General features: G+C 61.5%; 25 protein-coding genes. 10 read left to right on the top strand and 15 right to left on the bottom strand.

Annotated features, from left to right (window positions below; genetic code table 11):
- The first annotated feature begins 271 nt into the window (after window positions 1-271).
- From mobC to B30_RS20505, 4 genes are all read left to right on the top strand, one after another.
- Window positions 272-823 carry a plasmid mobilization relaxosome protein MobC gene (mobC, locus tag B30_RS20520; RefSeq protein ID WP_232616951.1) on the top strand — a complete coding sequence of 184 codons (552 nt, stop codon included), beginning with the start codon at window positions 272-274 and terminating at the stop codon, window positions 821-823.
- The gene (locus B30_RS20515; RefSeq protein WP_009574172.1) at window positions 810-3,158 is read left to right on the top strand and encodes a relaxase/mobilization nuclease domain-containing protein; all 2,349 of its coding nucleotides are present in this window, start codon (window positions 810-812) and stop codon (window positions 3,156-3,158) included. Before mobC ends, B30_RS20515 begins: the two co-directional genes overlap by 14 nt.
- Window positions 3,151-5,106 carry a type IV secretory system conjugative DNA transfer family protein gene (locus B30_RS20510; protein ID WP_009574171.1) on the top strand — a complete coding sequence of 652 codons (1,956 nt, stop codon included), beginning with the start codon at window positions 3,151-3,153 and terminating at the stop codon, window positions 5,104-5,106. The genes B30_RS20515 and B30_RS20510 overlap by 8 nt, the downstream gene beginning before the upstream one ends.
- A gap of 313 nt (window positions 5,107-5,419) precedes the next feature.
- A complete protein-coding gene (locus tag B30_RS20505) occupies window positions 5,420-6,139 on the top strand; it encodes a HoxN/HupN/NixA family nickel/cobalt transporter (RefSeq protein ID WP_009574170.1) in 720 nt (239 codons plus the stop codon).
- A 120-nt stretch (window positions 6,140-6,259) separates the two neighbouring features.
- Here B30_RS20505 and B30_RS20500 read toward each other — a convergent pair whose 3' ends face one another.
- From B30_RS20500 to B30_RS20435, 14 genes are read right to left on the bottom strand one after another with little or no spacing between them, the layout of a single operon-like run.
- Entirely contained in the window at window positions 6,260-7,285 is a 1,026-nt protein-coding gene (locus B30_RS20500) for a type IV secretion system protein (protein WP_009574169.1), read from the bottom strand.
- On the bottom strand, window positions 7,285-7,704 hold the full coding sequence (locus B30_RS20495) for a hypothetical protein (protein WP_009574168.1): 420 nt from the start codon (window positions 7,702-7,704) through the stop codon (window positions 7,285-7,287). Before B30_RS20495 ends, B30_RS20500 begins: the two co-directional genes overlap by 1 nt.
- 16 nt (window positions 7,705-7,720) lie before the next feature.
- Entirely contained in the window at window positions 7,721-8,755 is a 1,035-nt protein-coding gene (locus B30_RS20490) for an ATPase, T2SS/T4P/T4SS family (RefSeq protein WP_009574167.1), read from the bottom strand.
- A gap of 1 nt (window position 8,756) precedes the next feature.
- Window positions 8,757-10,082, bottom strand: a complete 1,326-nt coding sequence (locus tag B30_RS20485; protein ID WP_009574165.1) for a TrbI/VirB10 family protein — start codon at window positions 10,080-10,082, stop codon at window positions 8,757-8,759.
- Window positions 10,079-10,780, bottom strand: coding sequence for a TrbG/VirB9 family P-type conjugative transfer protein (locus tag B30_RS20480; RefSeq protein WP_009574160.1), 702 nt, complete (start codon window positions 10,778-10,780; stop codon window positions 10,079-10,081). Before B30_RS20480 ends, B30_RS20485 begins: the two co-directional genes overlap by 4 nt.
- A complete protein-coding gene (locus tag B30_RS20475) occupies window positions 10,777-11,424 on the bottom strand; it encodes a virB8 family protein (RefSeq protein WP_009574159.1) in 648 nt (215 codons plus the stop codon). Before B30_RS20475 ends, B30_RS20480 begins: the two co-directional genes overlap by 4 nt.
- Before the next feature lie 14 nt (window positions 11,425-11,438).
- Window positions 11,439-12,236, bottom strand: coding sequence for a type IV secretion system protein (locus B30_RS20470; protein WP_009574158.1), 798 nt, complete (start codon window positions 12,234-12,236; stop codon window positions 11,439-11,441).
- Window positions 12,233-13,399 (bottom strand): lytic transglycosylase domain-containing protein, encoded by a 1,167-nt coding sequence (locus B30_RS20465; protein ID WP_009574156.1) that lies wholly within the window; start codon window positions 13,397-13,399, stop codon window positions 12,233-12,235. Before B30_RS20465 ends, B30_RS20470 begins: the two co-directional genes overlap by 4 nt.
- A 4-nt stretch (window positions 13,400-13,403) precedes the next feature.
- Window positions 13,404-13,619: a hypothetical protein gene (locus B30_RS20460; RefSeq protein WP_009574154.1), complete on the bottom strand. Its 216-nt coding sequence runs from the start codon at window positions 13,617-13,619 to the stop codon at window positions 13,404-13,406.
- Window positions 13,616-16,000 (bottom strand): type IV secretion system protein B4, encoded by a 2,385-nt coding sequence (locus B30_RS20455; protein WP_009574152.1) that lies wholly within the window; start codon window positions 15,998-16,000, stop codon window positions 13,616-13,618. Before B30_RS20455 ends, B30_RS20460 begins: the two co-directional genes overlap by 4 nt.
- Window positions 15,990-16,268 carry a type IV secretion system protein VirB3 gene (locus tag B30_RS20450; protein ID WP_009574151.1) on the bottom strand — a complete coding sequence of 93 codons (279 nt, stop codon included), beginning with the start codon at window positions 16,266-16,268 and terminating at the stop codon, window positions 15,990-15,992. The genes B30_RS20455 and B30_RS20450 overlap by 11 nt, the downstream gene beginning before the upstream one ends.
- A 9-nt stretch (window positions 16,269-16,277) precedes the next feature.
- Window positions 16,278-16,592: a TrbC/VirB2 family protein gene (locus B30_RS20445; RefSeq protein WP_009574150.1), complete on the bottom strand. Its 315-nt coding sequence runs from the start codon at window positions 16,590-16,592 to the stop codon at window positions 16,278-16,280.
- On the bottom strand, window positions 16,589-17,272 hold the full coding sequence (locus tag B30_RS20440; protein ID WP_009574149.1) for a lytic transglycosylase domain-containing protein: 684 nt from the start codon (window positions 17,270-17,272) through the stop codon (window positions 16,589-16,591). The genes B30_RS20445 and B30_RS20440 overlap by 4 nt, the downstream gene beginning before the upstream one ends.
- Window positions 17,229-17,555: a hypothetical protein gene (locus B30_RS20435; protein ID WP_009574148.1), complete on the bottom strand. Its 327-nt coding sequence runs from the start codon at window positions 17,553-17,555 to the stop codon at window positions 17,229-17,231. Before B30_RS20435 ends, B30_RS20440 begins: the two co-directional genes overlap by 44 nt.
- 314 nt (window positions 17,556-17,869) lie before the next feature.
- Between B30_RS20435 and B30_RS22065 the strand changes: the two genes are divergently transcribed.
- Complete coding sequence (locus tag B30_RS22065) at window positions 17,870-18,028, top strand: hypothetical protein (protein WP_009574147.1); 159 nt, start codon at window positions 17,870-17,872, stop codon at window positions 18,026-18,028.
- Between the two features lie 167 nt (window positions 18,029-18,195).
- Here B30_RS22065 and B30_RS22275 read toward each other — a convergent pair whose 3' ends face one another.
- A complete protein-coding gene (locus B30_RS22275; RefSeq protein ID WP_156022758.1) occupies window positions 18,196-18,366 on the bottom strand; it encodes a hypothetical protein in 171 nt (56 codons plus the stop codon).
- Between the two features lie 313 nt (window positions 18,367-18,679).
- Here B30_RS22275 and B30_RS20425 point away from each other — a divergent pair, with 313 nt between their 5' ends.
- From B30_RS20425 to B30_RS22595, 5 genes are read left to right on the top strand one after another with little or no spacing between them, the layout of a single operon-like run.
- Window positions 18,680-18,895: a hypothetical protein gene (locus tag B30_RS20425; RefSeq protein WP_009574146.1), complete on the top strand. Its 216-nt coding sequence runs from the start codon at window positions 18,680-18,682 to the stop codon at window positions 18,893-18,895.
- Window positions 18,892-20,292: a TolC family protein gene (locus B30_RS20420; RefSeq protein ID WP_009574145.1), complete on the top strand. Its 1,401-nt coding sequence runs from the start codon at window positions 18,892-18,894 to the stop codon at window positions 20,290-20,292. Before B30_RS20425 ends, B30_RS20420 begins: the two co-directional genes overlap by 4 nt.
- On the top strand, window positions 20,289-21,656 hold the full coding sequence (locus tag B30_RS20415) for a multicopper oxidase family protein (protein WP_038147513.1): 1,368 nt from the start codon (window positions 20,289-20,291) through the stop codon (window positions 21,654-21,656). Before B30_RS20420 ends, B30_RS20415 begins: the two co-directional genes overlap by 4 nt.
- Before the next feature lie 26 nt (window positions 21,657-21,682).
- On the top strand, window positions 21,683-22,159 hold the full coding sequence (locus tag B30_RS22600) for a cupredoxin domain-containing protein (RefSeq protein ID WP_009574143.1): 477 nt from the start codon (window positions 21,683-21,685) through the stop codon (window positions 22,157-22,159).
- A 23-nt stretch (window positions 22,160-22,182) separates the two neighbouring features.
- Window positions 22,183-22,470, top strand: a complete 288-nt coding sequence (locus B30_RS22595) for a copper-binding protein (protein ID WP_009574142.1) — start codon at window positions 22,183-22,185, stop codon at window positions 22,468-22,470.
- Window positions 22,471-22,481: the final 11 nt, after the last annotated feature.

Genomic DNA, 22,481 nt, shown 5'->3' with positions numbered 1-22,481 from the left:
AAAACCCGTCTTGCGGGGTGCAAGGGACGGGGCGCCAAAGACGCGATACGCGATGCGGGGACCGCATCGCGTGGTGCCATGAGCGCGAAGCGCGATCCATTTGACAAAGGACGGGAAATCGCCCCTGCAGGGCGATTTTCTACATTGAGTACAAGCCCTTATAGCCGACTCCACTTGCGTTGGGAGTCGGCGGGCTTGTACGAAGTTGGCAAGAAATAGGAACGTTAACTTCAAAATGCCCCGCCGCCGCAGACTGTCAGAGATCGAGCGATTGACCATCGCCCAGGAGCGCCGGAACGGCGTCTCCGCGGCGTCATTGGCCGCGCGCTACGATGTCAGCCTGAAGACGATCTACAACGTGGTGAACCACCGGGACGAGCGTCAGACAGCGAACGGCAGCCGATCGCGGGTTGTGGGGATCCGGGTCTCGGACGACGACCTGCGCCGGTTCGACGCGGCGCTGTCGCGGCGCGGGATTGCGCACCGCTCGAATGCGATGCGCCGCCTGATGCTGGCGGCCGAAGGTGTCTTCCTGCCCGACGACGAGATGTGCGACGAGTTGCGCAGCCTCGGCGCCGCGCTCAACCGGGTCGGCAACAACGTGAACCAGATCGCGCGACGTCTGAACGAGGCCAAGGTGCGGGGCGAGAGACTGTCCTACCCGGCCTCAAGTCACCGTGACGTCCGCGCCCTTGCGGGTCTGGTCTTCGATCTGGCCGACCAGGTCCAGGAGATGTCGCGTGCTCGGCGCAGCGTGCTGGACCTTGAGATCAGTTCTGCTCTGGCGGGCTTCGCCGGTAGGGATGAGAATGGCGCGGAGTGACCGGGTCCGTGGCATCGACCCGGCGCTCTTTGACCGCGGCTGGAGCCGGGTTTCGGGATCCTGGCAGGGGCTTTCCAAGGGCGCGCAGATGGTTCGGGCCGCGCGCGGCCATTCGCCAGCGATCTTCAAGGCTATCTCGAAAGGGGGCTGTCACACCGGGGCGCAGCTACGGGCGCAGCTCACCTATCTTACGACGAAGTCGACCCATATCCTCGACAGCCGCGGCACCCATGACGGGAAGAAGCAACTCTCGGAAGCCGAGATCAACCGAGTGGCGCGGCGGTTCGAGAACCAGTGGAAAGAGCGCTACAGCCCCAAGCTTGGCCATACGTCGCATCTGCTGATGGCATTCCCGGTTGGGACCAGTGGTGAAGAGGTGCGCGATATCACCCAGGCCGTCTGCGAGAAGTTCTTTCAAGGTGAGGGCTCGCAATTCGACTATATTGCTGCAATACACCAAGATCGCGCGCATCCACATGCGCATATCGTTCTGAACCGCCGCAGCAAGGATGGCGAAATGTTCTTTCTCGGGAAGGATCATCACTTCAACTACGACGCCTTTCGCGAGGCGATGGTCGAGGCGGCCCGGGTTCATGGGATCCGCCTTGAGGCGACGCGTCGTCTGGATCGCGGCGTCACGACCTACCGCGCCGAGATCGATGAAATCTACAAGGCTCGCGACGAAGGTCGTCCCCCTGTCGAGCGCCAGAGAACCGGCGCTGACCTGGCGGCTGCGCTGGAAACTGTCCGAAGCAACGCTTTGATCTACCACGGGCTCGCGGCGGAGGCGTCACGTTCGAATTTCGACGACGTGGCCGATGCGCTTGAGAGGGCCAGCACCATCCTTGCCAGTGGCGGTCAGATTCAATCTGACGGAGCCATCTACATGTCCCAAGTTGAGCCAGCGTTCGACACGCTGATCACCGAGTTTTCTCAGAACATTCGCCAGATCGAGGCGGCAATCGACAGGGCGCCGGCGGCCGAGAGGCCGGTGATCGAGCGCAAGCTGACCGACGTGCTGGCCTCGGTCGCGCATTTGAACCCGCTCGGGGATCGCTCCGCCGCCCTGGTCGATGCCCCGTCCCGGGACGGCATCTATGCAAGGCCGAACTTAAGTGAAGATCACCTCGCGCGTCTTGACGATGGAGAGGTGGCACCAAAGCTGGCCGAGGCGTTGCAAGGCACAGGCATCGATGCCGAGGCTGTGGCCGCGCGGCTGCGGGAGGGGGCAGGCAATGCCACATTGGAACGCCAGTGGCTGGCACAGGATCTTCAGGCGATTGCCAAAGAAGGTGGCCTTGATCTGGAGAAATCTGCGGACCGGGAAGAAGCGCTCGACCGGCTGGAAGCCACGCATGTTCGGTTGGGCGATGTTCTGACCGATGTACGCGTCCTGCGTGCGCCAACCGAGGTCGACGAGGTGGATAACGCTGAGGCAGCGCTTGATGAGCGGTTGACGACACCTGGGAGTGATCTCGCGCAAGATGGGTCCGACATCTTTGCCCCATCGGAGCGGCAGGCGTTCAGAGCGCTGGTGGCGCAGTTCCGCCGGACGGATTTCGATCATCCGTTCTCCGACGACCCCTCGGTGCGGCGGGCGGGCGCCGTGGAGGTGGAGGAGGCCCGCGTTGCGTTCGACGCCTATGCGCAGAGATCTCCGCAGCATGCCGAATTGGCCTCGATGGCTTGGGAACAGATGACTGACAGTCGAATGCCGCCGCAATATGCGGTATCGGAACAGGACCGCACACTTCATGCTGGCGACATGGACCTCGCCTTGCGGGATCCTTCGGATCATCTCGGTCCGATTACCGAAGAGCTCCGTACCCTCGCCCGCTATCGCACGGAGATGCCGGATGACGAGTTTGGGCAGGCCGTCCAGGACGAAATCAACCACCTTCGTTCGCTCGGCGCGTCGCGTGCCTATATCAGCGAGCGCAGCCTCATTATCGAGGACCAGGCGCGACAAGACTACGCCGAGCGCCGGTATCTGGAAGAGACAGCGCCAACCGTCATGGCCTTTGTGCGAAACGCAGACGTCGAGGGCCCGCTCTCCGAGGCAGAGCGACATGACATCGTCCGGCAGGTCAACGAACGGCTAAGCCCCGACGCAATCGACGCGCTGCGGGCCGGAAACGCAGAAGTCCTCGATAAGTTCACTGAGGATCCGCTCCGCCAGCTGGAACTCGCTAGAACCTATCTCCAGAGCAGCGAGGTCACTGCGCATGGCCCGGCCATGGAGCGCGTTCTCGATGCATTGGCGGAAGAACAGATAGAGGCGCAGCGCGCACGCCACGCCGCGGCACATGGTGAGAAGGGGATCACCCATGGATAAAGGCAAGATTGCCCTAGGAGTGTTGAGCCTCGTGCTGGTCGGTCTCGCCATGGGCTATGTCGTGGCGACCGGCTTTGTCATGTTCCGCTATGGGCTTTCTCCCACGCGTTTCGACGTCACCCTGCTTGCCCGCGAATATCGGGGTCTGTCTCAGTCCGCACCAAAAGACTTCCTCTGGGTGAACCTCATACTTGGCGGCTTCGGTCTGGCATCGCTGATGCTGAGCGTCACGCTTCTGGGGGATGCATTGACCCGCTTCGGGACGACGCATTGGCAGACTCGCAGCGAGATGAAGAGGAACGGTTTCTTTGCCAAGCCCGGCGGCGGCTTCCTTCTGGGCAAGCTCGGCTCCCCGAAATCCAAGCGCCCGTTCCTAGTCTCAAAAACCTTCCCCCACGCGCTGATCGTGGCGCCCACGGGCCGGGGCAAGGGCGTGGGGTTCGTGATCCCGAACCTGCTGACCTACAAGGGCTCCGCCGTGGTGCTCGACGTGAAAGGCGAGAACTTCCGCGAGACCTCGCGCTTCCGCGCCAGCATGGGGGACAAGGTTTTCCGCTTCGCGCCGACCGACTGGGACCGACCAACACATCGCTATAATCCGCTGGCGCGCATTGCTGCCATGACCAACCCCGACCGGCAGCAGATGGAGCTTAAACTCACCGCGAAGCTCTTCCTGCAGACCGACAACGAAAAGCTGAGCGGCCTTCTCGCAGGCGGTATCGACTTGTTCGTGGCGGCCGGTCTTCTGGCTTTCGAGCGCGGCGTGCCGACCATCGGCGAGATCTACCGCATCACCGCCTCGGGGGGCGACAAGCAGAAGGAATATCTGAAGCGTTCGCAGGAGGTGAAGAACACCTCGGCCAAACTGATCTTCGAGCGTATGGCCTCGACCAACAACGACACCCTCACCTCCTACCTCTCGCTTCTCATGACATCGGGTCTCGACACCTGGGACAACCGCGCGATCGACGCGGCCACCGCGACCTCTGACTTTTCCTTCCGGGATATCCGCCGCCGCCCACATGCGATCTATCTTGCGGTCGAATCCGAGATGATCCGCCCGCTTGCCCCGCTGATCCGCCTCTTCTTCTCGGACCTGATCGCCTCGCTGCAAGCACAGGAACCCGGCGATGACGAGCCCTGGCCGGTGATGATCATGCTCGACGAGTTTGACCGGCTCGGGAAAATGCCAATCGTCGCCGAAAGCATAAAGACGCTGCGCTCCTTCGGCGGCAACCTCGCCATCGTGACCCAGACGATCCCGGCGCTGGACGAGATCTATGGTGAAAACACCCGCAGGTCGCTGCAGGGCGGCGCCGGGGTAAAGCTCTACCTCACCCCATCCGAGCAGAAGACCATCGAGGAATTGAGCCAGGCTGTCGGCAAGACCACCAAGCGTGTGGTGACCCGCTCCCGTGCTGTTGGACGCAATCCATTCGAAGGGCGCAGCGTCTCGGAGAGGACAGAAGATACCCCGCTCCTGACCGAGGATGAGGCCCGACGCATGGACCTCGACGAGGTCATTCTCGTGATCGACGCGCAGATGCCCATCCGCGGGAGAAGGGTGAAGTATTTTGAGGATCCGGCATTGCAGATTCTGCACGCCGGTCAATCGGGAAGCTTCCCATATCCAGACGAGGACAAACTGAGGCGGGATCGGCAGATGTCCGAGACCCGCGAGACGGTGGCTAGGCTGAAGCAAGAACTGCAGGAGGTGCGGGCGGCTGCGGGACCGCGGGACGTCGGCCCGAATGCGCCCAACGTATCGAAAACCGACCCTGTCAGCGCAGCGAAGGCCCGCGGCCGCGCGGCTCGTGTCGCTGCAAGCGGCGGTGGCCAGGGCCAGCTGTCGCTTGATGTTGAGGGCCTAGGTATCACGAACACAGACCGGACAACGCTTGCTTCGGCAGTTCAGACAACGAGAGCTATCATCGCGGAGCACGGATGAGTTTCGCAGGAGTTGACGTTCATTCTCCTCGCGGCGAATGTAACTGAAGAGCCCTTTGCGGACGACAGCTGCACATGCGGTCTTGACCGCGTTCCGGCCATTGGTAGCAGAAGGCACGTATGGCCGTCATGCCAGACACGGGATGCGGTCTGGCGTGACGGGTTGCGCGCATCGTCGACAACTGCGATCGGGAAGGGGGCCGCATGGGAAGTTCGAAGCGGTGGTTTAGAAGGGCGCTGTTGGTCCTGCAGGAATGGTGGGACGGCGCCTATTCCGGTGATGCGTCCCGGGCTCAATACATGAGGTCTAAGGCATGAGTTACTCCGCGATCCTATTGCTCGCCTTCGTCATCGGCATGGGGCACGCGCTTGAGACCGATCACTTGACCGCCGTATCCAACATGCTGGCTCAGAAGGGCAGCCGCCGAGCGCTGATTGCCCGTGGGGCATTCTGGGGGCTGGGACATACACTCGCGTTATTCGGTTTCTGCGCTGCTGTAGTGCTGCTGGGCCTTACAATTTCGGGCCAAATGCAAGCAGGACTTGAATTTGCGGTTGGCGTGATGATCGTGGCGCTCGGCACGCAGACACTTTGGCGGTTGCACCGAGACCGCGTACACATCCACATGCACGAACATGACGGCTCCCAGCACATGCACGCCCATTCGCACAAGGGAGAGACGCTGCCTCACGGCGAGGTGTGGCACAACCACAGCCACCACAGGACCAACGCCAAGGCCCTTGGTATCGGGCTGGTTCACGGCGCCGCAGGCTCAGGAGCGCTCTTGGTGCTAGCAATCAGCGCGACACAGAACATTAGCCAAGCTTTGGCGTATTTCGCCGTGTTTGGACTGGGTTCGATGGCCGGAATGGCGGCGTTGTCCACGGTGGTCAGCTTTCCGTTGCTGCTAGCTCAGCGCGGGGCGAATTGGCTTCGAATTGGGACCTCTGGAGCAATCGGGATAGCAGCGCTATGGATCGGCGCAACCATCATCGTTGAGAACGGAACAGCGCTTAATATCTTCGGAGGCTGAAAGCGTACTCGTCAACGCCTCACGGCCTGCACGCTTGATTCGGTCGAACAGCAGAAGGTGCGGAAAGTCCCGCATTGTGTGAGTTCATGCACAGTGCGGCGAAAGGCTGCTTTCTCCTTTCTACTCTCGCAAACGTTTTGCCCGTTCCGCCATTCTGACCACCTGCGCGCTTGTCGTTGCCGCGGCGCTCCGCACAGCGGCAGGCGTCTGCACCGCGCCTCGTCCGATTACTTCGCTTGTCGTGAGCGCACCGATCCGCGCCCGGCCCTTCACGCCGTCGGTATTGAAGATCCCCCGCATGATCCCGGTCGATCCAGCGACCACAGCGGGCGCTGCGGCTACCATCAGGTTCCCAGAGATCCCCCGCACAATCAGGGGCGTTGCAGCGACGAAGCCCTTGGCTAGGAACACCATGACGAAGAACGGCACGAGCGATCCGATGTTGGTTGCCGAGTTTGGATCACCGAGCTGCGCGAGAAGCGAATTCGCCATGCCGACGACGGTCGAAAACATTGCTGCGATGACGATGGGGTAGAAGGCATAGCTGACCGTCGTCGAGACCCACCTATGGAAGAAATCCTTGGTCGCGTCGAAGAGCGACAGAGCGATCATGATCGGAGCAAGGCCGAGCATGAGGGTCAGCATCATCTTGGCGAATATGAGGACGATGCCGGTCATGAAGCCAAGGAGGCTCAAAAGAATAAGCCCGATGCCGCCTAGGATCGCGCCCGTCATCCAGTTCAAATTGCTGCCGATGGCATTCAGGTACTGGCTGAATTTTTCGATCAGGATGTCGAATTCGCCGGCAAAGTGTGTGGCTCCGGCTCCTCCGCCGCCAACCGAAGACACTAGTGCGCCAGCGACGTAGTCCAAGCCTCCAATGACGGCGTTCGCTACTGCATTGAAGTTTGCCCAGTTGAAGGCGAAGAGCCCTATCAGCATCAGCTTGATCAGGTACCAGAAGAAGCTGGCCCCATCCATGCTGCGGAACTGGAATGCCATGTTGATGCAGACGCCGATTAGCGAAAGCGTGACCATCAGCAGGACGATCGTGCCGGTATTGCTTGCCACGGCCCCGAACTGGGACTCAGCCGCATCGACAAGGAACGCGTCTGCCGTTCCGACCATCCAGCTGACGACGCCCATTACCAGTTGCCTTGAGCTTCGCAGATTGTACGCACGCTCGGCTCGAGTTGCTTCCTTACTTCAATCCAGTCGCGGCGAAACGCTGAATGCTCGGCTTGGCTAAGGCCTGCATACCTTTCATGATACTCGCCATCGGAGCTACCCCAAGCGGGAAAGCGGGTTTCACAGCCGCAGTCGCCAGATTCAGCGATCTCCTCCCAGGCCCGAATTTCGTACAATTCCATCAAAGCTGCTGCCTTGTAGGCTTCCCGCGGATTGATTTCGTCCATCCAGGTCGGGCGCGCCGGACGATCGTTGCAGATCCGGTATTGTTGAGGCGACATATCGACCGTGAGATCGTTTGAGATCGGAGGCGAAGTCTGTGCCACAAGTGGGCCCGCAAGGGCGGCAAGCATGACTGCGAGGATTGGTTTTCGCATCTGGGGGGTTCCTTTTTTACTCAGCGGCAACGGAGGGGCTCTTGTTGCCTCTGCCGTCGACCGTGTCGAGGTTCAAATCTGTGGTTTGACCCGGCAGGAAGAACTCGGTGATCCCGCGCGCGCCTTCATGGCGGCCTGCCTGAATGATCACGTCGATCGAGCCCTCAATGTAATCGATCATGTCGGCATAGGTCATCGGCACATCGGTTTTCAGGGCGGCGATGGCGAGGCGGCGAACAGCAAGTTGTGGGGTCTCGGCATGCAGCGTAGTCAGCGATCCACCGTGGCCGGTGTTGATTGCCTCGAGAAACGTCATCGCCTCGCGACCGCGGACTTCGCCTAGGACAATCCGGTCGGGTCGCATGCGAAGCGTTGAGGCCAAGAGCACATCGGCACTGCGGGCATCCGTGTCCCGGTCCGCGATCAACGTCACGGCATTGGGCTGCTCGGGGCGCAGCTCGGCCGCCTCCTCGATGGTGATGATCCGCTCTTCGGGCGGAATCAGCGAAAGGATCTTGCGCGCCGCAACCGTCTTGCCGGTCGACGTGCCGCCCGAGACGATCATGTTGAGCTTGTTCTCGACGCAAAACCGCAGCGCGGCGCCGATGTCGCCGGATGTCACCACATCGCGCAGTGCGGCGTTACGTTCGCGGCGCAGGCCTTCGAGGCTGCGCTCCTTGCCATAGAGAAATCCGAGCCGGATCGCCTCTAGCGGCAGGGAGGAGAAAAACCGCAGTGATATTGAAAACCCGCCCTCGACTGCCGGCGGCTGGATCACCTGCGCGCGGATCGGGCGATCTCGATATAGGATCGAGACCGAGACGATAGGCTTCTTGGTGCTTAGCGTGGTCGAGGCGGCGGAGGCGATCTGGTTGCCGAGGTCCTTGATCTCGGTCTGGCTCAGCGGGCTGCCGAGACCTCGCATGAAGTGATCGCCCTGGAATTCGCCCCAGACTTGTCCGTCGGGATTGATGCAGATCTCGATCGTGTCGTCGCGCAGGACCTCGGGGCCGAAACGGTCGAGCGACGCTTCCAGATAACTTGCAGCCATGTCAGAAAATCTCGAGGTCACGATCAACCATGACCGTGATCCGTGTACCCTGATCGACATGTATCACTGGCCGGATCGCCAGATAGTCCTGCATCACGCTTTGCGTGCTATCGCGCAGGTCGGTGCCGACATCACTCGCAACATCGGCCGCCGCCTCGCTGTCGATTTGACCCGCTGCAGCCGCAGGCAGGGCGCCGATCAAGGAGATCAGCGCGGCGGAGCTGAAGCGTTGCGCGAAACGGGTGTCGACAAACCCGGTGGTGCCAGTACGGCCGAGTTCGTCTCCACCGAAGGCGCTGATCTGCACGGTCTGATTATCGGGCAAGATGATCCGGTCCCATGCCACCATGACGCGCGATTGGGCGAGTGCGACATCGGAGCGGTAGCGCCCGATCAGCCGCGCGCCGCGCGGGATCAGGATACGCGTTCCATCGAAAGAATGGACGTCTTCCGAGACGATGGCGCGGATCGCGCCGGGCAGTGTGCTGTCGAGGGCCGTCTCTGTCACAGCCTGAATCATGGTGCCCTGAACAACCGTGTTCGATGGGTTCGCGATCACTTCGGCACGTGTCACCTGCGCAGGTTGTGCGCCCGAACGAACAAAGGCTTCATCTGCATTCAGGCGTGCGGCTTCCAGCGTGTTCTCCCTATCCGCACCCGCGCCCATCCCGGAGAAGGCGATCATAGGAGACGCGATACGCTCTGCGCGGGCCTCAGCTTCAGCAGCGCGCCGCCTTTCGAGTTCGGCCAGCCGCAATTCTTCTTCACTTGGTCCCAATGAGGTCGGCTCTGGTGGTGCAAGCCGTGCAAGTTCCAAGTCCATGCGGAGCTGATCCAATTCGCGATCCCGCTCGGTCAGTTGCCGCTCGAGGGCCCGCTGCGCCTCGGCGGATGCCTCCTGTAAGGTGGCAATTTGCGCCGTCAGGTCCGCAATAGCCTGCTCCGCCGCGCTATCCGCGGCCTCGGCCGGTCTTGCGCGCAGGTCCTCGAGTTCCGCTCTCAATGTCGCAAGACTTTCCATCAGCGCGAGTTCCGACTCGCTCGGACCTGTGTCCGCAGCCGGGGCTTGGCTGGGCTCCGGGGCAGAAATCGGCGCCAGATCTCCGAATCCGGGGCCGCTGCTCTGGAACTCTTCCGGCGCGGCGGTCGCCATTGGTGCTTCTGCCGACGGCTGTAGGGCAGCCCACGCCAGACCACCTGCTGCCGCGATACCGACGACTCCAAGGATCGCGGCAAGCGGCGCAGGCCGCTTGTCGGCCTTCGCTTTGCCCGTCGAACCTTCGAGAGCCGCGAGGCGCGCGGCGAGGTCTTCCGTACCTTCGGTCATGATGTGGCCTGTCCTGCGTCCTGGACGCAAATCACCTCTTCGCCAAGGCGAAGGACCCATTGTCGGTTGACGCCGGACACGCGGATGACGCCGTCACTCAAGGCCTGGCTGTTCACCGCGCGTTCCCTGCCGTTCGAATATCGGAAGATGGCGGGCACCGGCGCATTCCGTGCGAACCGGAAATACGTGAAGGTACCATCATCCCAGATGGCCGTCGGCGTGAACTCTTCTCGGGCACTGACCGCATAGTTCGCGTTCGGCGCATCGGCCGCAACCGCCCTGGTGGGTTGCACGCGGTTTTCAGGATAGCGGAACTGCACGACATAATGCGGCGTCTCCCGGGCTTCGACGACATGGAAGTAGTAGGAGCGGCGGTTGGTGTAGACGGTGATGTTGGTGGCGACGCCAGATGCTGTCGGCTTGATGGCGAAGGCACGGCCACCCGGGACACCGTCGAATTGAAACCCGACCGTATCGCCGGCGATGATCGAGCGGATGGTTTCACCCTCACCGAATTCGACCGTGGTGACGCGGGTCAGAGTCGTGACGACACGGTAAACTTGGCCTTCAGTCCAGGTCGCGACGCGCACGCGATTGTCATGAGAACCTGGACGGGGCGTAGTTTCGGCCAAAGCAGTCGTTCCCGCGAACGCGAGAATACTGGCGGCCAGCAGCGCAGAGATTGGAGTGCGGGTCATTCAGAACGGTCCGATCGGATGGCATATTGGGTGACGGTGAAACCGAAAGGGTTTTGCCAGACATCGTCGATCGCGCGGGTCCGCTCGGGCCGGAATTCGAACATCAACGTGGCAGTGAACGATCCAGCCTGTACCCCCTGCGGGCTTGTCAGGCGCTTTCTGAGCCGCACCTGGGCGCGGTTCTCGCCAATAAGGGTGATCGATGCGATCTCAACGGCCATCTCGGCCGCAGCCCCGTATCGCGTCGGCGGATAGTTCTCCTGACCCGATGTCCACATCGCGCGCATGCTGGCCTCGGCCGACCCGGAAGACTGTGCCAGGACACGGCGGACACGAAGATCGTTGTCGAGCTGGTTGTAGGTTTCGCGGTCGAGAATGTAGCGGTAGATTTGCGCTTCGATCACGGCAGGGCGTTCGGCGAGCGACACGGTTTCAACCGTGGCATTGGGAAGCGCCATCCCGGTCGCGGGATCGTAGGGGACAACCATGGGAGGCGGCGTCTCGACCATCAGCGCGACAGCCGCAGCTGTCAAACAGCCGAATACACCAAAGCCTGCTCCAGAAATGCCGATCATCCGCCAAAGCTGTTCCCGGCGCAGGGCACCGTAGACAAGTTCCTCTTCCACGAGTTCGCGCGCAGTCATCACCCCTGCCCTACTCATGGCTCAAGGTCCGGCAAGGTGAAGTCCATGTAGCGGCGTTCTTCGGCAACGGTGGCGGCGTCAACCACGCCTGCATTGCCTGCGCCTAGGGTTTGGATCGCTTCCAGCTCCCACATCCGGGTCATGGCGATGGCGAGTTCCGCCGTGACGCGTGTGTTATGATCCATCGAGGCTTTGAGATCTTCCATGTCCGGGATCATCTCGACCAGACGTTCCACCCGCTCGAGAGACTGTTCCGCCTCTGCGTGGCTGTTCTGCGCCGCCGCCGACATCACAGCACCTGTGGTTGCCCGCGTGGCCACGCCTTCGGCGCCCGGATTGCCGCTGGTGGCGATCTCGCGGAGTGAATCCTCGTCGAACCCGGCACTTGCCAGCGCCTGTTCCATCTGCGTGCGCATGGGCCCGGCATTGGGCCCGATGAGAGCGCTCCAATCGCCCGCCTGGATGCCTCGGATCAGGCCGGGGATGTCTTCGAAGTTGGCCTCAAGCAAGGTGTCGAGGTCCCCGCCCATGGCAAGCCCGAGGATGCTGCGCGGCCCGGTGAGCGAGGCATACATCTCGTTCAGCTGATCGAGCTGGCTTTGCAGCATGTCCAGTTGCTCCAACGCATTGTCCAGAAGATCCGTCTGGATCCCGAAATCCTGCAGCATCTGTTGAAGCTGGCGGATTTCCTGAGCAATGTTCTGAGTGTCCACCGTGGGCACACCCTGTGCCGCGACAGGTCCGGTGACATTGAGGGCAAGCGCGAGAGCGATGCTACCGACGAAAAGGGAACGGGGCAGGCGCAGGTTCAACGCAAATCCTCCTGACTAAAATCCATGTATTGCCGCTCGGCAGCCTGGGCTGCCGCCAAGGCGATCTGCTCGGCGCTGAGTGGCTCGGTTCGGGCGGCCTTGATCCGGGTCCGGATTGCGACCAGCCGGGCCAGTTCGGCCCGGGCATAGGTGTTGAGCGCGATGGCCTCGTGGAGATCCTCGGTCTCGCCGATGCGGGTGATGATGTCCTGAACCCGCAGAGCGGCGGCACGGACCGAGACCAGCGAATAGTCGCCATAGACCCCTGCGCCGTGGGCCGAGAGGCTGAAACTCGCGTTGGCGAGGAGCACAGGGTCGATGGTGCCGAGCGCATCGATGCCGCCTACGGCCGCGAGGTAGCTGTTGTACTGCTGCGGAATCACCACGACATAGGCTTGGGTTTCCGCGAAGGGTGGCACACCGCCATAATCCTGCACATTGCCCGGCCCGGCGTTATAGGCGGCGAGCGCATGGATAATGTTGCCATCGAACATGTTCAGCATTTGTGCGAGGTATCGCGCACCGCCGGTGACCTGCAGATAGGGATCGTCGTAATAGGCCGGGTAGATCCCGAGATCGCCCGCGGTACCGGGCATGATCTGGGTAAGTCCGAAGGCCCCTACGGGTGAGCGTGCCCCGATCTGGAAGCGGCTCTCCTGCCAAATCAGCGCCTGCAAGAGACAGCGCCATTGCACGAGCGAAAGACCTGCGCGGCCGACCCCGGACAGACTATGGGTGTCGCGTGCTGCGCGGATGATCAGCTCCTCGATCCCCTCCCTGGCATCGCCGAACATCCGCGCTGCCGCTGGATTGGTGTCCTCGGGCGCATAAAGACTGGCGGCCGCGCTTTCGACGTCGTCTACCGCCCCCTGCCCCGCCTCGAGCCCCGCCACGGTTCCGGCCACGTCTCCAGCGCCAAGCGACATGGCATCCATCAGCCCTTCGAGGGAGGCGAGTTGCTGGCGCTCGATTTCGGCCAGTTCCTCCTCGCGGCTTAGCCGGTCCTGCTGCAGTGCCAGGTCCCGATCGGTCTGCTCAAGGATGGCCTGCCGCTCTGCGAAGAGGCGCAGATCGAAGGTCGGCACGCCTTGGGCGACCGCTGGCCCCAGTGTGGGACCTGCCAGTGCAAAGCCGATCATCGAGAGAGGAAGCCAGGTCCGCATTGGCTTAGCCGCTCGCCCCCAAGAGGACAAAATCGCAGGCCGTGTCGCGGCGCGTAACCTCCGCCCCCATGGTCGAGATCGTGGCGGTGGCGGTTCCTGCCTGCGCAGGAGCCTCGCGAAAATTGAAGCAGTTGGCTTGCGGGGGGTTATGCTGCGCACAGGCTGTCAGGGTCAGGCCGAGCCCGAGCAGCGCGACGCTGCGAATGATGGTACGGGTCATGTCACTCTCCAGAAATCAGGACGTTCGCGATAATCGGCGCCGACAAGCGCTTCGCCCTTCTCCATTCCGCCAAGGATGGTCACGAGCGGGCCGAGCGCGCTGAGATCGGCATCGATCACGACGGAACCACGGTCGTCGCGTACAAGCGCGAGCCGCGAGGCCGAGCCGACGCCCAGAAGCACGTCGAGCTCTTTCTCGGTCAGGCCGAGCATCGCGTAGTCAGCGGCGGAAGCACGAATGTTGGGCAAGAGCACCTGCGTCGGCACCGCTTCCACGATGGTCTTGCCGGTGCGCGTGCGCTCGAGCTGGCTGGCATATTGCGTCATCATCACGACGACGGCGTTCTGCTTGCGGGCGGTCACCAGCCAGTTGCTGAGGCGCTCCGCAAAGTAGGCGTTGTCGAGCGCTTTCCATGCCTCGTCGATGACGATGATGGTGGGCTTGCGGTCCTCGATCACCCGCTCGACCCGGCGGAAGAGGTAGGACAGGACCGCCATGCGTTCCCGCTCGCTCTCGGAATCGAGGATGCCGGTGAGGTCAAAGCCCGCGACGTCTCCATCGATGCTGAAACTGTCCTCGGCATTGGCCCCGAAGATCCAGCCGTAGCGACCCTCGGCCGTCCATTCCTGCATACGCTCGAAGAGATCGCCCTCGTCATCGGTCGAGACCAGCAGCGAGGCGAAATCCGACCAGTTCCGTAGACCCGCATGTCCTGCGCTGGCGTTCTGGCGTACGACTTCCTGCAGTCGGTTGGTCTGAACCGGGGTTAGCGGTCGATCGCGCCGCTCCAAGAGGCTCGCGAGCCAATCAGCAAGCCATGCCTGGCCCCGCACGTCGATCTCGGTCTGGAGCGGATTGAGGCCGGTGGGGCGCCCCGCCCGCACGGTCGAATAGCTGCCGCCGAGCGCGCGGACGGCCATCTCCATCCCCGCGCGATAGTCGAATACGAAGACCCGCGCACCTGCCCGCCGTGCCATGGTCATCAGGAAAGCCGCCAGGACGGATTTGCCGGAGCCGGGACGGCCGAGGATCAGCGTGTGCCCACCTGTGGGCTCGCGATCTGGCGCGCCCTGTTCGTGGAAGTTGAAGCGAAAACCACTGCGCTCGGGCGTCGGAAAGAGCGTGATCGGCATGCCCCAGGGGACTTCCCGCCCTGTCTTTCCGAGCGGGGTGCGGTGGAAGGTAGCGAGATCGGCGAAGTTGTGGTTCGTGATTGCGGCCTTGCGGCTGCGCGCCCCTGTGTTCCCGGGATGCTGCGCCATGAAATGCGCCCGCGCCCCGAAGGCTTCCGAGATCAGGTTGATCCCGGAAGTGGCGGAGATGTTGCGGATTTCGGCCGCGATGTCGTCAAGCGCCGTCTGGGTGCGGGCATAGACGGCCACGGTCATGTGGTGCTCGCCGAAGATCAGGCGTTTGGATTCCAGATCGTCCTGCGCGAGTTCCAGTTCCTGGGCGAGACTGACGGCTCCGTCATTGGCGGCCTGCATTAGCCGCAGCTGCCGCTTGATCCGGCCCGCCATGATGTTGGCGTTGATCGGCACAAAAGAGTGCGTGACCACCATGTCGACGGGCAGATTCAACTCGTCGAGCATCAGGCTATCGGTCTTGGCCGGGTAGTTCTTCACCGCAAAGATCGCCCCGAGCTTGTCGCCGACGGCACCGTCCGAGAGTGCGATGGTCGTGCCGCGGAAGGTGACGCGCGTATTGGCTACGTCCTCGGCGATCACACCGAGGCGCGACCGGGGGAAGAGCGGGTGCTCCTCGCCCGTGTTGAGCGACCCGAGGAAGCCCAGAAGCTCGCCGGTGCTTGCGGCCAGCAGGCGGGGCTTCAGCTCATCGAAGGAGGACAGCAGAAACCCTACAACCTCGTCGAGCTTGCGCAAGCGGCGGTTGGGGTCGGCCGCATGTCGCGAGCGAGACGCCCCAAGTCCGAACGGCAAGCGGCTGCCTGTCTCAGGTCGCTTCAGCACCGTCAGGGTCAGCGTCTTGTCGCGCAAACCCGCGCGGCCGAGATGCGCGTGCCATCGTTCGTCGACGGCAGCCGCAAACCCTTCGCCCGGAACGGGCGGCAGGGTCACATCGACCGCTTTCGACACCTTGTGCAGGTAGAAGGAGAACTCCGTCCCCACCTGCGCGACGATCCCAGCCAGCAACCCTCCGATTCGGTCGAGATGCCCGTCCTCGCTCGTGGTGCTGTTCACCCCTTCGAGGCGGATGCACTGCATCAGTTCGTTGCCGCGTGTCCGGATCGTTCGGTCGTTCACGAGGCTCACATAAGGCAGCATCATTGAGAGCCGCTTCTCGCCCTTGACCCATGCGGGTAGCGCGGTCAGCGGATCGATGGCGTTCTCAACCTCATCGGCAATTCCATCACGGGGCATAGCTGTCGCCTCCGTGCAGCTTGCGGTTCGTCGTGGGCGGGGTTTCCTGCAGGGTGATCACCAGGACATCGAGGAAGTTCGGATCCCAGTCTGCGGCCTTCCAGAGCGCCGGCCAGGCCAACCCCGCGAACACAGCCACCACCCAGCTCTGCACCCAGAGGAACAGGAGCGTCGAGCCGAAGAGCCAGACCATGGCGTACATGATCGGCAAGCCCATCAGCTTGGGTGGCCTGAGAAGACCGATGAATACGCGGGACTGGTCAGCCATGGATGGAGCTCAGGTGGTCCAGATGGCGGCGACGATGGTGGGTGCTGCGGCGATGCCGGCGATTGCAACCACGACCCAGAGCGCCTGACGAAAGTCGAGGATGCCAAAGAGCCAGGAAAGGAACACCCCGATCAGCGCGAGCGTGCCAATCACGATCCCCAAGGGACCGGTGATCGCATCGACAATGCCTTGAAGCAGGGTCTGTACCGGCGAGAGGTCGATGCTCTGCGCGAGCGCTGGACCTGCCAGCACGATAAGGGCCATCGCGCCGAACGCGGTGATCGCCCGCGTGCGGAGCACGCTTTGACGTTTCCTCGATGTCATGAAAGATCTCCTCTGAGCCGCTCAAACACGGCAGTCACACGGGCCACATGCCCTTGGGTTTCTCGAAAAGGGGGGATGCCGCCGTGGCGTGTGACCGCCTCAGGGCCAGCGTTGTACGCCGCAAGGGCCAGAGAGCCCTCACCGAACTGGTCGAGCATCATCAGCAAGTAGCGGGCTGATCCGTCGAGGTTCTGCGCAATGTCATGTGGGTCCACGCCGAGGTCGCGGGCAGTATCCGGCATAAGCTGCCCGAGGCCTATGGCACCGACAGGGCTACGTGCAGCCGGATTGTATGCGCTCTCGACTTCAATGTTGGCTCGGTAAAGGAGCGCCCAATCAGTGACGGAAAGCCCTGCGCGACGCAGCGCACCATGCCCGGCATACCGTAGCGCCGTGGTCTCGATCGCATGGAGGATTTCTGGGGTGGCGCGGGCGGCGGATCGAGCCGGGATCGCTGTCTCGCTCGTTGCGTCAGGAACGCGAGGTTCTGCGAAGAGAAAAAGGCGCCCGTTTGTCTCTTGAGAAGAGGAAATCAATTGGCCGTCTGGGCCAACCGAAAAGATGAAACCGTCGGCCAGGGCCGGGGGCGCGGAACAAACGCCTGTACCCAAAGCAACGACGAGCGCAGTCGCGCGGTCAGCTGCCTTTGACCGGCGGCGCGGCGTGGCGCTCGCGGCCACCTTCTTCAAGTGGGATGCTAGCGGTCGTACAGCCCATGTCGGCCAGGAAACTGACAAGGCCAACGATGGTTTTGAAGTCGCGGAGCTTGAGGACGCTTCGGCTGGTGACGAGCATCTTATCGTCACGCTCATCAGTGGCGACGGCGCGGATGACCCACGAGCCGTACCAGCTGTTATGGCGCTTCTCTGCTCTCTCCTTGCAGACCACCTCAATGAGGTAGCCCTCGGCGAGCAAGCCGCGCAGTCCGTCTTCTGTAACCACATTCGGGGCTTCTTCTATCATGGCCTTCCCTTGGGTCCTTGTTCTGCCTGGGTGCAGTATCAGGCCCACGGGGTCGCAACACCGTGAGCGATACAAAACAACATTAATGATAGCAAGACAATAATAACGTGTTGACGAAGTTCGCCTTGCTCCGATAACGGTGATAGCCGACAGAATGATAATCTTAAAGGCGGCAAAGGAGTTTTGCCCTGCGGCTGTTTATTGCGCGCAACGCACCGTTGCTGTTCGCGTTCCTGCTTGGAAGCATGCCGATAGCCGCAGCAGCAGATTGCGTACCTCCCGAACGACCGTTCTTGCCTCAGTCGCAAGACGACATGCGTGCCTACGCCGATCTGATCAGAAGCGATTTCGAGGCCTACATTGCCGATGTGCAGGACTACTTCCGTTGTCTCGACGCCGAGCGCGCTCGCGCCTTTGTTGAGGCGAGGGAGGTCAGTGATGACTACGCTAGGTTCCTGAATGCTCTCGAGTAAGCGACTACGGGTTTGTGCCGCCAGTAGAAATCAACCGTTAGACCAACGCTCCGTCAGTCTCCAACGCAATGATGTTTTTCAAGCGGGCGATCATGTCGTCACCGCTTGCGACATCTACGCTCGCACATTCATTGATCGATTAGGATTTCAGCAGTTTTTTCAAACTTCTACGAAGAATGTATGAAAAATTTGCCCACACGTTTTGGTGACTTGCCGACATTTTGTTTCAGCAATACAGCTTCAAAAATGATGTACAGGATTCGGGCCGTTTTTGGGATACTCCAGATTGCCTCCATATTGGTGGCAGTGACCCTGATGCCGTCCAATGCATCAGCCATGGTTTCGTGCTCTGTTGAACAAGTCGCTCAGGAGTCTTCAAACGAGCGCCACCATCATGAAACGGACATTCCGGCTGCAGATATCGACCATGGAGCAGACCACTGTGCGTCACATATCTGCGTGGTCGGTGACTTCGTAGGTGCCGAAAGTTGCACAAAGCAGTCCGCTAATGTTTCCCTCCGGTCCTGGGATATTGCGTCCCTAGTCCGTTCGGCCACACCCGAAGGTTTGCGGCGCCCTCCTCGCGCCTGATGCACCTGTAGCCGCAGTTTGACTGCGACCATCTGCATCTGACATTTCGAGGAAATCTAAGTGAAAATTCTGCTTGCGGCATCCTTGCCGCTGTTCGGGGCCGCCTGCTCGGCGCTTCCTGAACTTGAAACCGTGCCAGCGCTTACGGCGGCGGTTACATCGCCTGTGGTCGCGTCTGCGCAACCCGGGCCTGTTGTTGCTTACGCGGGCTACTCGGTCGGAGAACCGGCCGAATGGCGGATGCTGAATGATGAACAACGGGAGGGTGGCGAATGAAACTGCCTCTTCTCATGGGGTCCATGTTGCTGGTGTCCGCCTGCGCCAGTCCTGCCGTTCTTGAGCGTGCAAAACCAGATCGCGCGGGCTTTGGCAGTGTCGAGACGGGTGCACGCCAGGCTCTAGGGGCCACACCGATCTGGAACCTGTCTGCCGCGGACCTTGAGGAAACGCGCAAGAGGGTTCACGCCATGGTGCATGGTAAGACCGTCAGCGCCGACACCGCAGTGCAGGTTGCCCTGATAAGCAGTCCCGCACTTCAAGCCAGCTTCGCTGAGCTAGGTCTGTCCTCAACTGACTTATGGGAAGTGGCTATGGGGCCGGTGCCCTCGATCGGTGTGTCAATCTCCGGGTTGGCTGGCGATGTCACTCGCACACTTGAGGCAACATTAATCAACTCCCTGCTCGACGTGGCAACATCCGCACCGCGGACCCAACTTGCGGAGATTCGCTTCAGACAATCCGAACTTGCTGCGCTCGCCGACACGATAGACTTGGCCGTTGAAACCCGCCGGGCCTGGATTGAGGCGGTTGGCGCTTTCGAAGCCGCTGCACTGATCGCTCAAACTCAGGGCACTGCCGAGGCAGCGTCCGAACTTGCTGTGCAACTGGGCCGTACCGGCGCGATGAGCAAGGCCGATCAAGCAAGGGAGCATGCCTTTACTGCTGAGCTTGCCGCCGAACGTGCAGCCGCCCAATTGGAGGCGCAATTGGCCAAAGAAAAACTGCTTCGGCTGATGGGGCTTTGGGGTAGCGACACCACTGTATTCGTGCCGGACTCGCTGCCCGCCTTGCCTGGTGGCCCGCGCGTTGCAGGAAATATCGAACAGCTGGCACTGGCAAACCGCGTAGACCTGGCATCTGGAAAGCTGGAACTCGAGGCGCTCGCGCTGGACTACCGTCTGACCGGGCAAACCCGTATGGTCTCGGACGTCCAGTTGGTGGCTGGTTTCGACCTGGAACGTGCAGCCGGAGAAACCGAGGCCAATCCAGCGCTTGCTCTAGATTTCGAGATCCCGCTCTACGACACCGGTCCGCTGGTGTCGAAGCGTGGCCGCATGGCCTATCTGCAGGCAGCGAACAGGCTGGCCCAGCAGGCCGTCGATGCGCGTTCGGACGCACGCATGGCCTATAGGGCCATCACCGGTCGCCATAGCATCGCGCGGCATTGGCGCGACTCTGTTTTGCCTCTGCGACGCCAGATCGATGACGAAGCGCTGCTGTCCTACAACGGCATGCTGACCTCGACCTTTGAATTGATCGCTGATGCCCAGGAGGGGCTCGCTTCGCGCCTCTCTGCCGCAGAAGCGAAACGTGACTACTGGCTTGCCGAAACAGACGCGACCGCGGCGATTTGGGGCGGGGCAATTACTCTGACCGGAGGTAGCGAAGAATGATGAACCGTCGTCAATTACTGGGCGCGGGATTGACCGCGAGCGCTGGAGCTGTGCTGGCGAACGCCGGGGCCGCGCAAACACGCTTTCGCGATCTGCCCGAGGCCGCCTTTACCGACAGCCCCTATACACAAGTTCCCCCAAGGCCTTCGGATCGGTTCGACTACAACCCCGTTGTAACACTGAACGGATGGTCTTTGCCGTATCGCATGAACGGAGATGTAAAGGAGTTCCACCTCGTTGCAGAGCCTGTTGAAAGGATTATGGCGGACGGGATGATTGCGCGGCTCTGGGGCTACAATGGCCAATCCACCGGACCCACAATCGAAGCGGTCGAAGGCGAGCGGGTGCGTATTTACGTAACCAACCGTCTTCCGGAACATACCAGCGTGCATTGGCACGGACTGATCCTGCCATCGGGAATGGATGGAGTTGGTGGTTTGTCGCATCCCGGCATCCCGCCGGGTAAGACCTTCGTCTACGAGTTCGACCTCATCAAGTCCGGCACCTTCATGTACCACCCGCATGCGGACGAGATGGTACAGATGGCCATGGGCATGATGGGGCTCTTCATCGTGCATCCGCGCGACCCGGCGTTCATGCCGGTGGACCGGGATTTCGCGTTCCTCCTTGCGGCCTATGACATCGACCCGGGGACCTACATCCCGCGCGTGGCCGAGATGACCAATTTCAACATGTGGACCTGGAACAGCCGGATCTTCCCGGACATCGATCCTCTGGTGGTCAACAAGGGGGACCGCGTCCGTGTGCGTTGTGGCAACCTGACGATGACCAACCACCCAATTCACATGCATGGCTATGACTTTCAGGTCACCTGTACTGACGGAGGCTGGGTGCCGGAAAGTGCCCGTTGGCCCGAGGTCTCGATCGACATTCCTGTAGGCGCCATGCGCGCCTACGAGTTCGACGCGATTCACGAAGGTGACTGGGCGATCCACTGCCACAAGTCGCACCACACCATGAATGCTATGGGCCACGACATCCCTACATTTATTGGCGCCGACAAGTCCCGCCTGACCCAAATGATCCGCCGCCAGCAGCCTGGCTACATGCCGATGGGCACGGCGGGTATGGCGGATATGGGCGAGATGTCGATGGAGATCCCCGAGAACACCGTGCCGATGATGACCGGATGGGGGCCGCATGGCCCATTGGAAATGGGTGGCATGTTTAGCGTGGTGAAGGTTCGCGAGGGCATCGACCGCGACGATTACAGCGATCCTGGCTGGTACGACAACCCGCCCGGAACACAGGCCTACGAATGGACGGGCGAGCTGCCCGAACATGCATACAACACCAGTCCGAAAACCGTGATCACGCCGCGCGGCGGCGTGCGGCAGGGCTGATGCCAGAGCACAGGAGAAACACGCTCATGAAAACTGCACTTTTGACATTGGGGCTGGCCCTGATTCCCGCCCTCGCAATTGCGGACGCCGGGCACGGCAACGGTCAAATGGCCATCGGCATGCCTGCGATGCATGGCCATGAACCCACGCGAACCATCGATGTGATAATGCGTGAGGACTACGACAAGGACGCACCGTTCGTCTTCGAACCCTCCTCGGAAATGACTTTTTCTGAGGGTGAAACCGTGCGCCTGCGCATCACGAACATGGGTGAGGAAACCCACGAGTTCGTGATGGATTCGATGGCACAAAACGCTGAACACAAAGAGCTGATGGCCAAGTTCCCTGAGATGGAACATGACGACCCTAACGCTGTGCGCCTTGAACCAGGTGAAGAGGCGGAGATCCTTTGGACTTTCAACAAGGCCGGCAACTTCGAATTCGCCTGCCTGCTGCCCGGCCACTATGAAGGCGGCATGCACGGCGCCCTTACTGTCAACTGATCTCAAATCAAAGGAAACCAATCATGACCAAATTTTTGACGCTCGCCGCTGCCCTTCTGATGACCGCTGGAACTGCAATTGCTGCTAGCGATAGTGCCATGTCCTCGGGCACGGTGACCAAGATCGATGCCAAGTGGAACAAGATTACTGTCGACCATGGCCCGCTGGAAAACCTCGACATGCCAGCAATGAAAATGGTCTTCGTTCTCGCCGATCCCGCGATGCTGGAAGGGCTGAGTGAAGGCGCACAGATCAACTTCGTTGCCGACCGTGTGAATGGCAAGCTGACTATTACAGAGCTGGTGCAGTAACTACAGGTCGC

Origin of the sequence: Celeribacter baekdonensis B30 (genome assembly GCF_000299875.1) — a bacterium.
GTDB lineage: Bacteria > Pseudomonadota > Alphaproteobacteria > Rhodobacterales > Rhodobacteraceae > Celeribacter > Celeribacter baekdonensis_A.
Note: the sequence above shows the minus strand (reverse complement) of the source record. Positions and strands in the feature narration are given on the sequence as shown.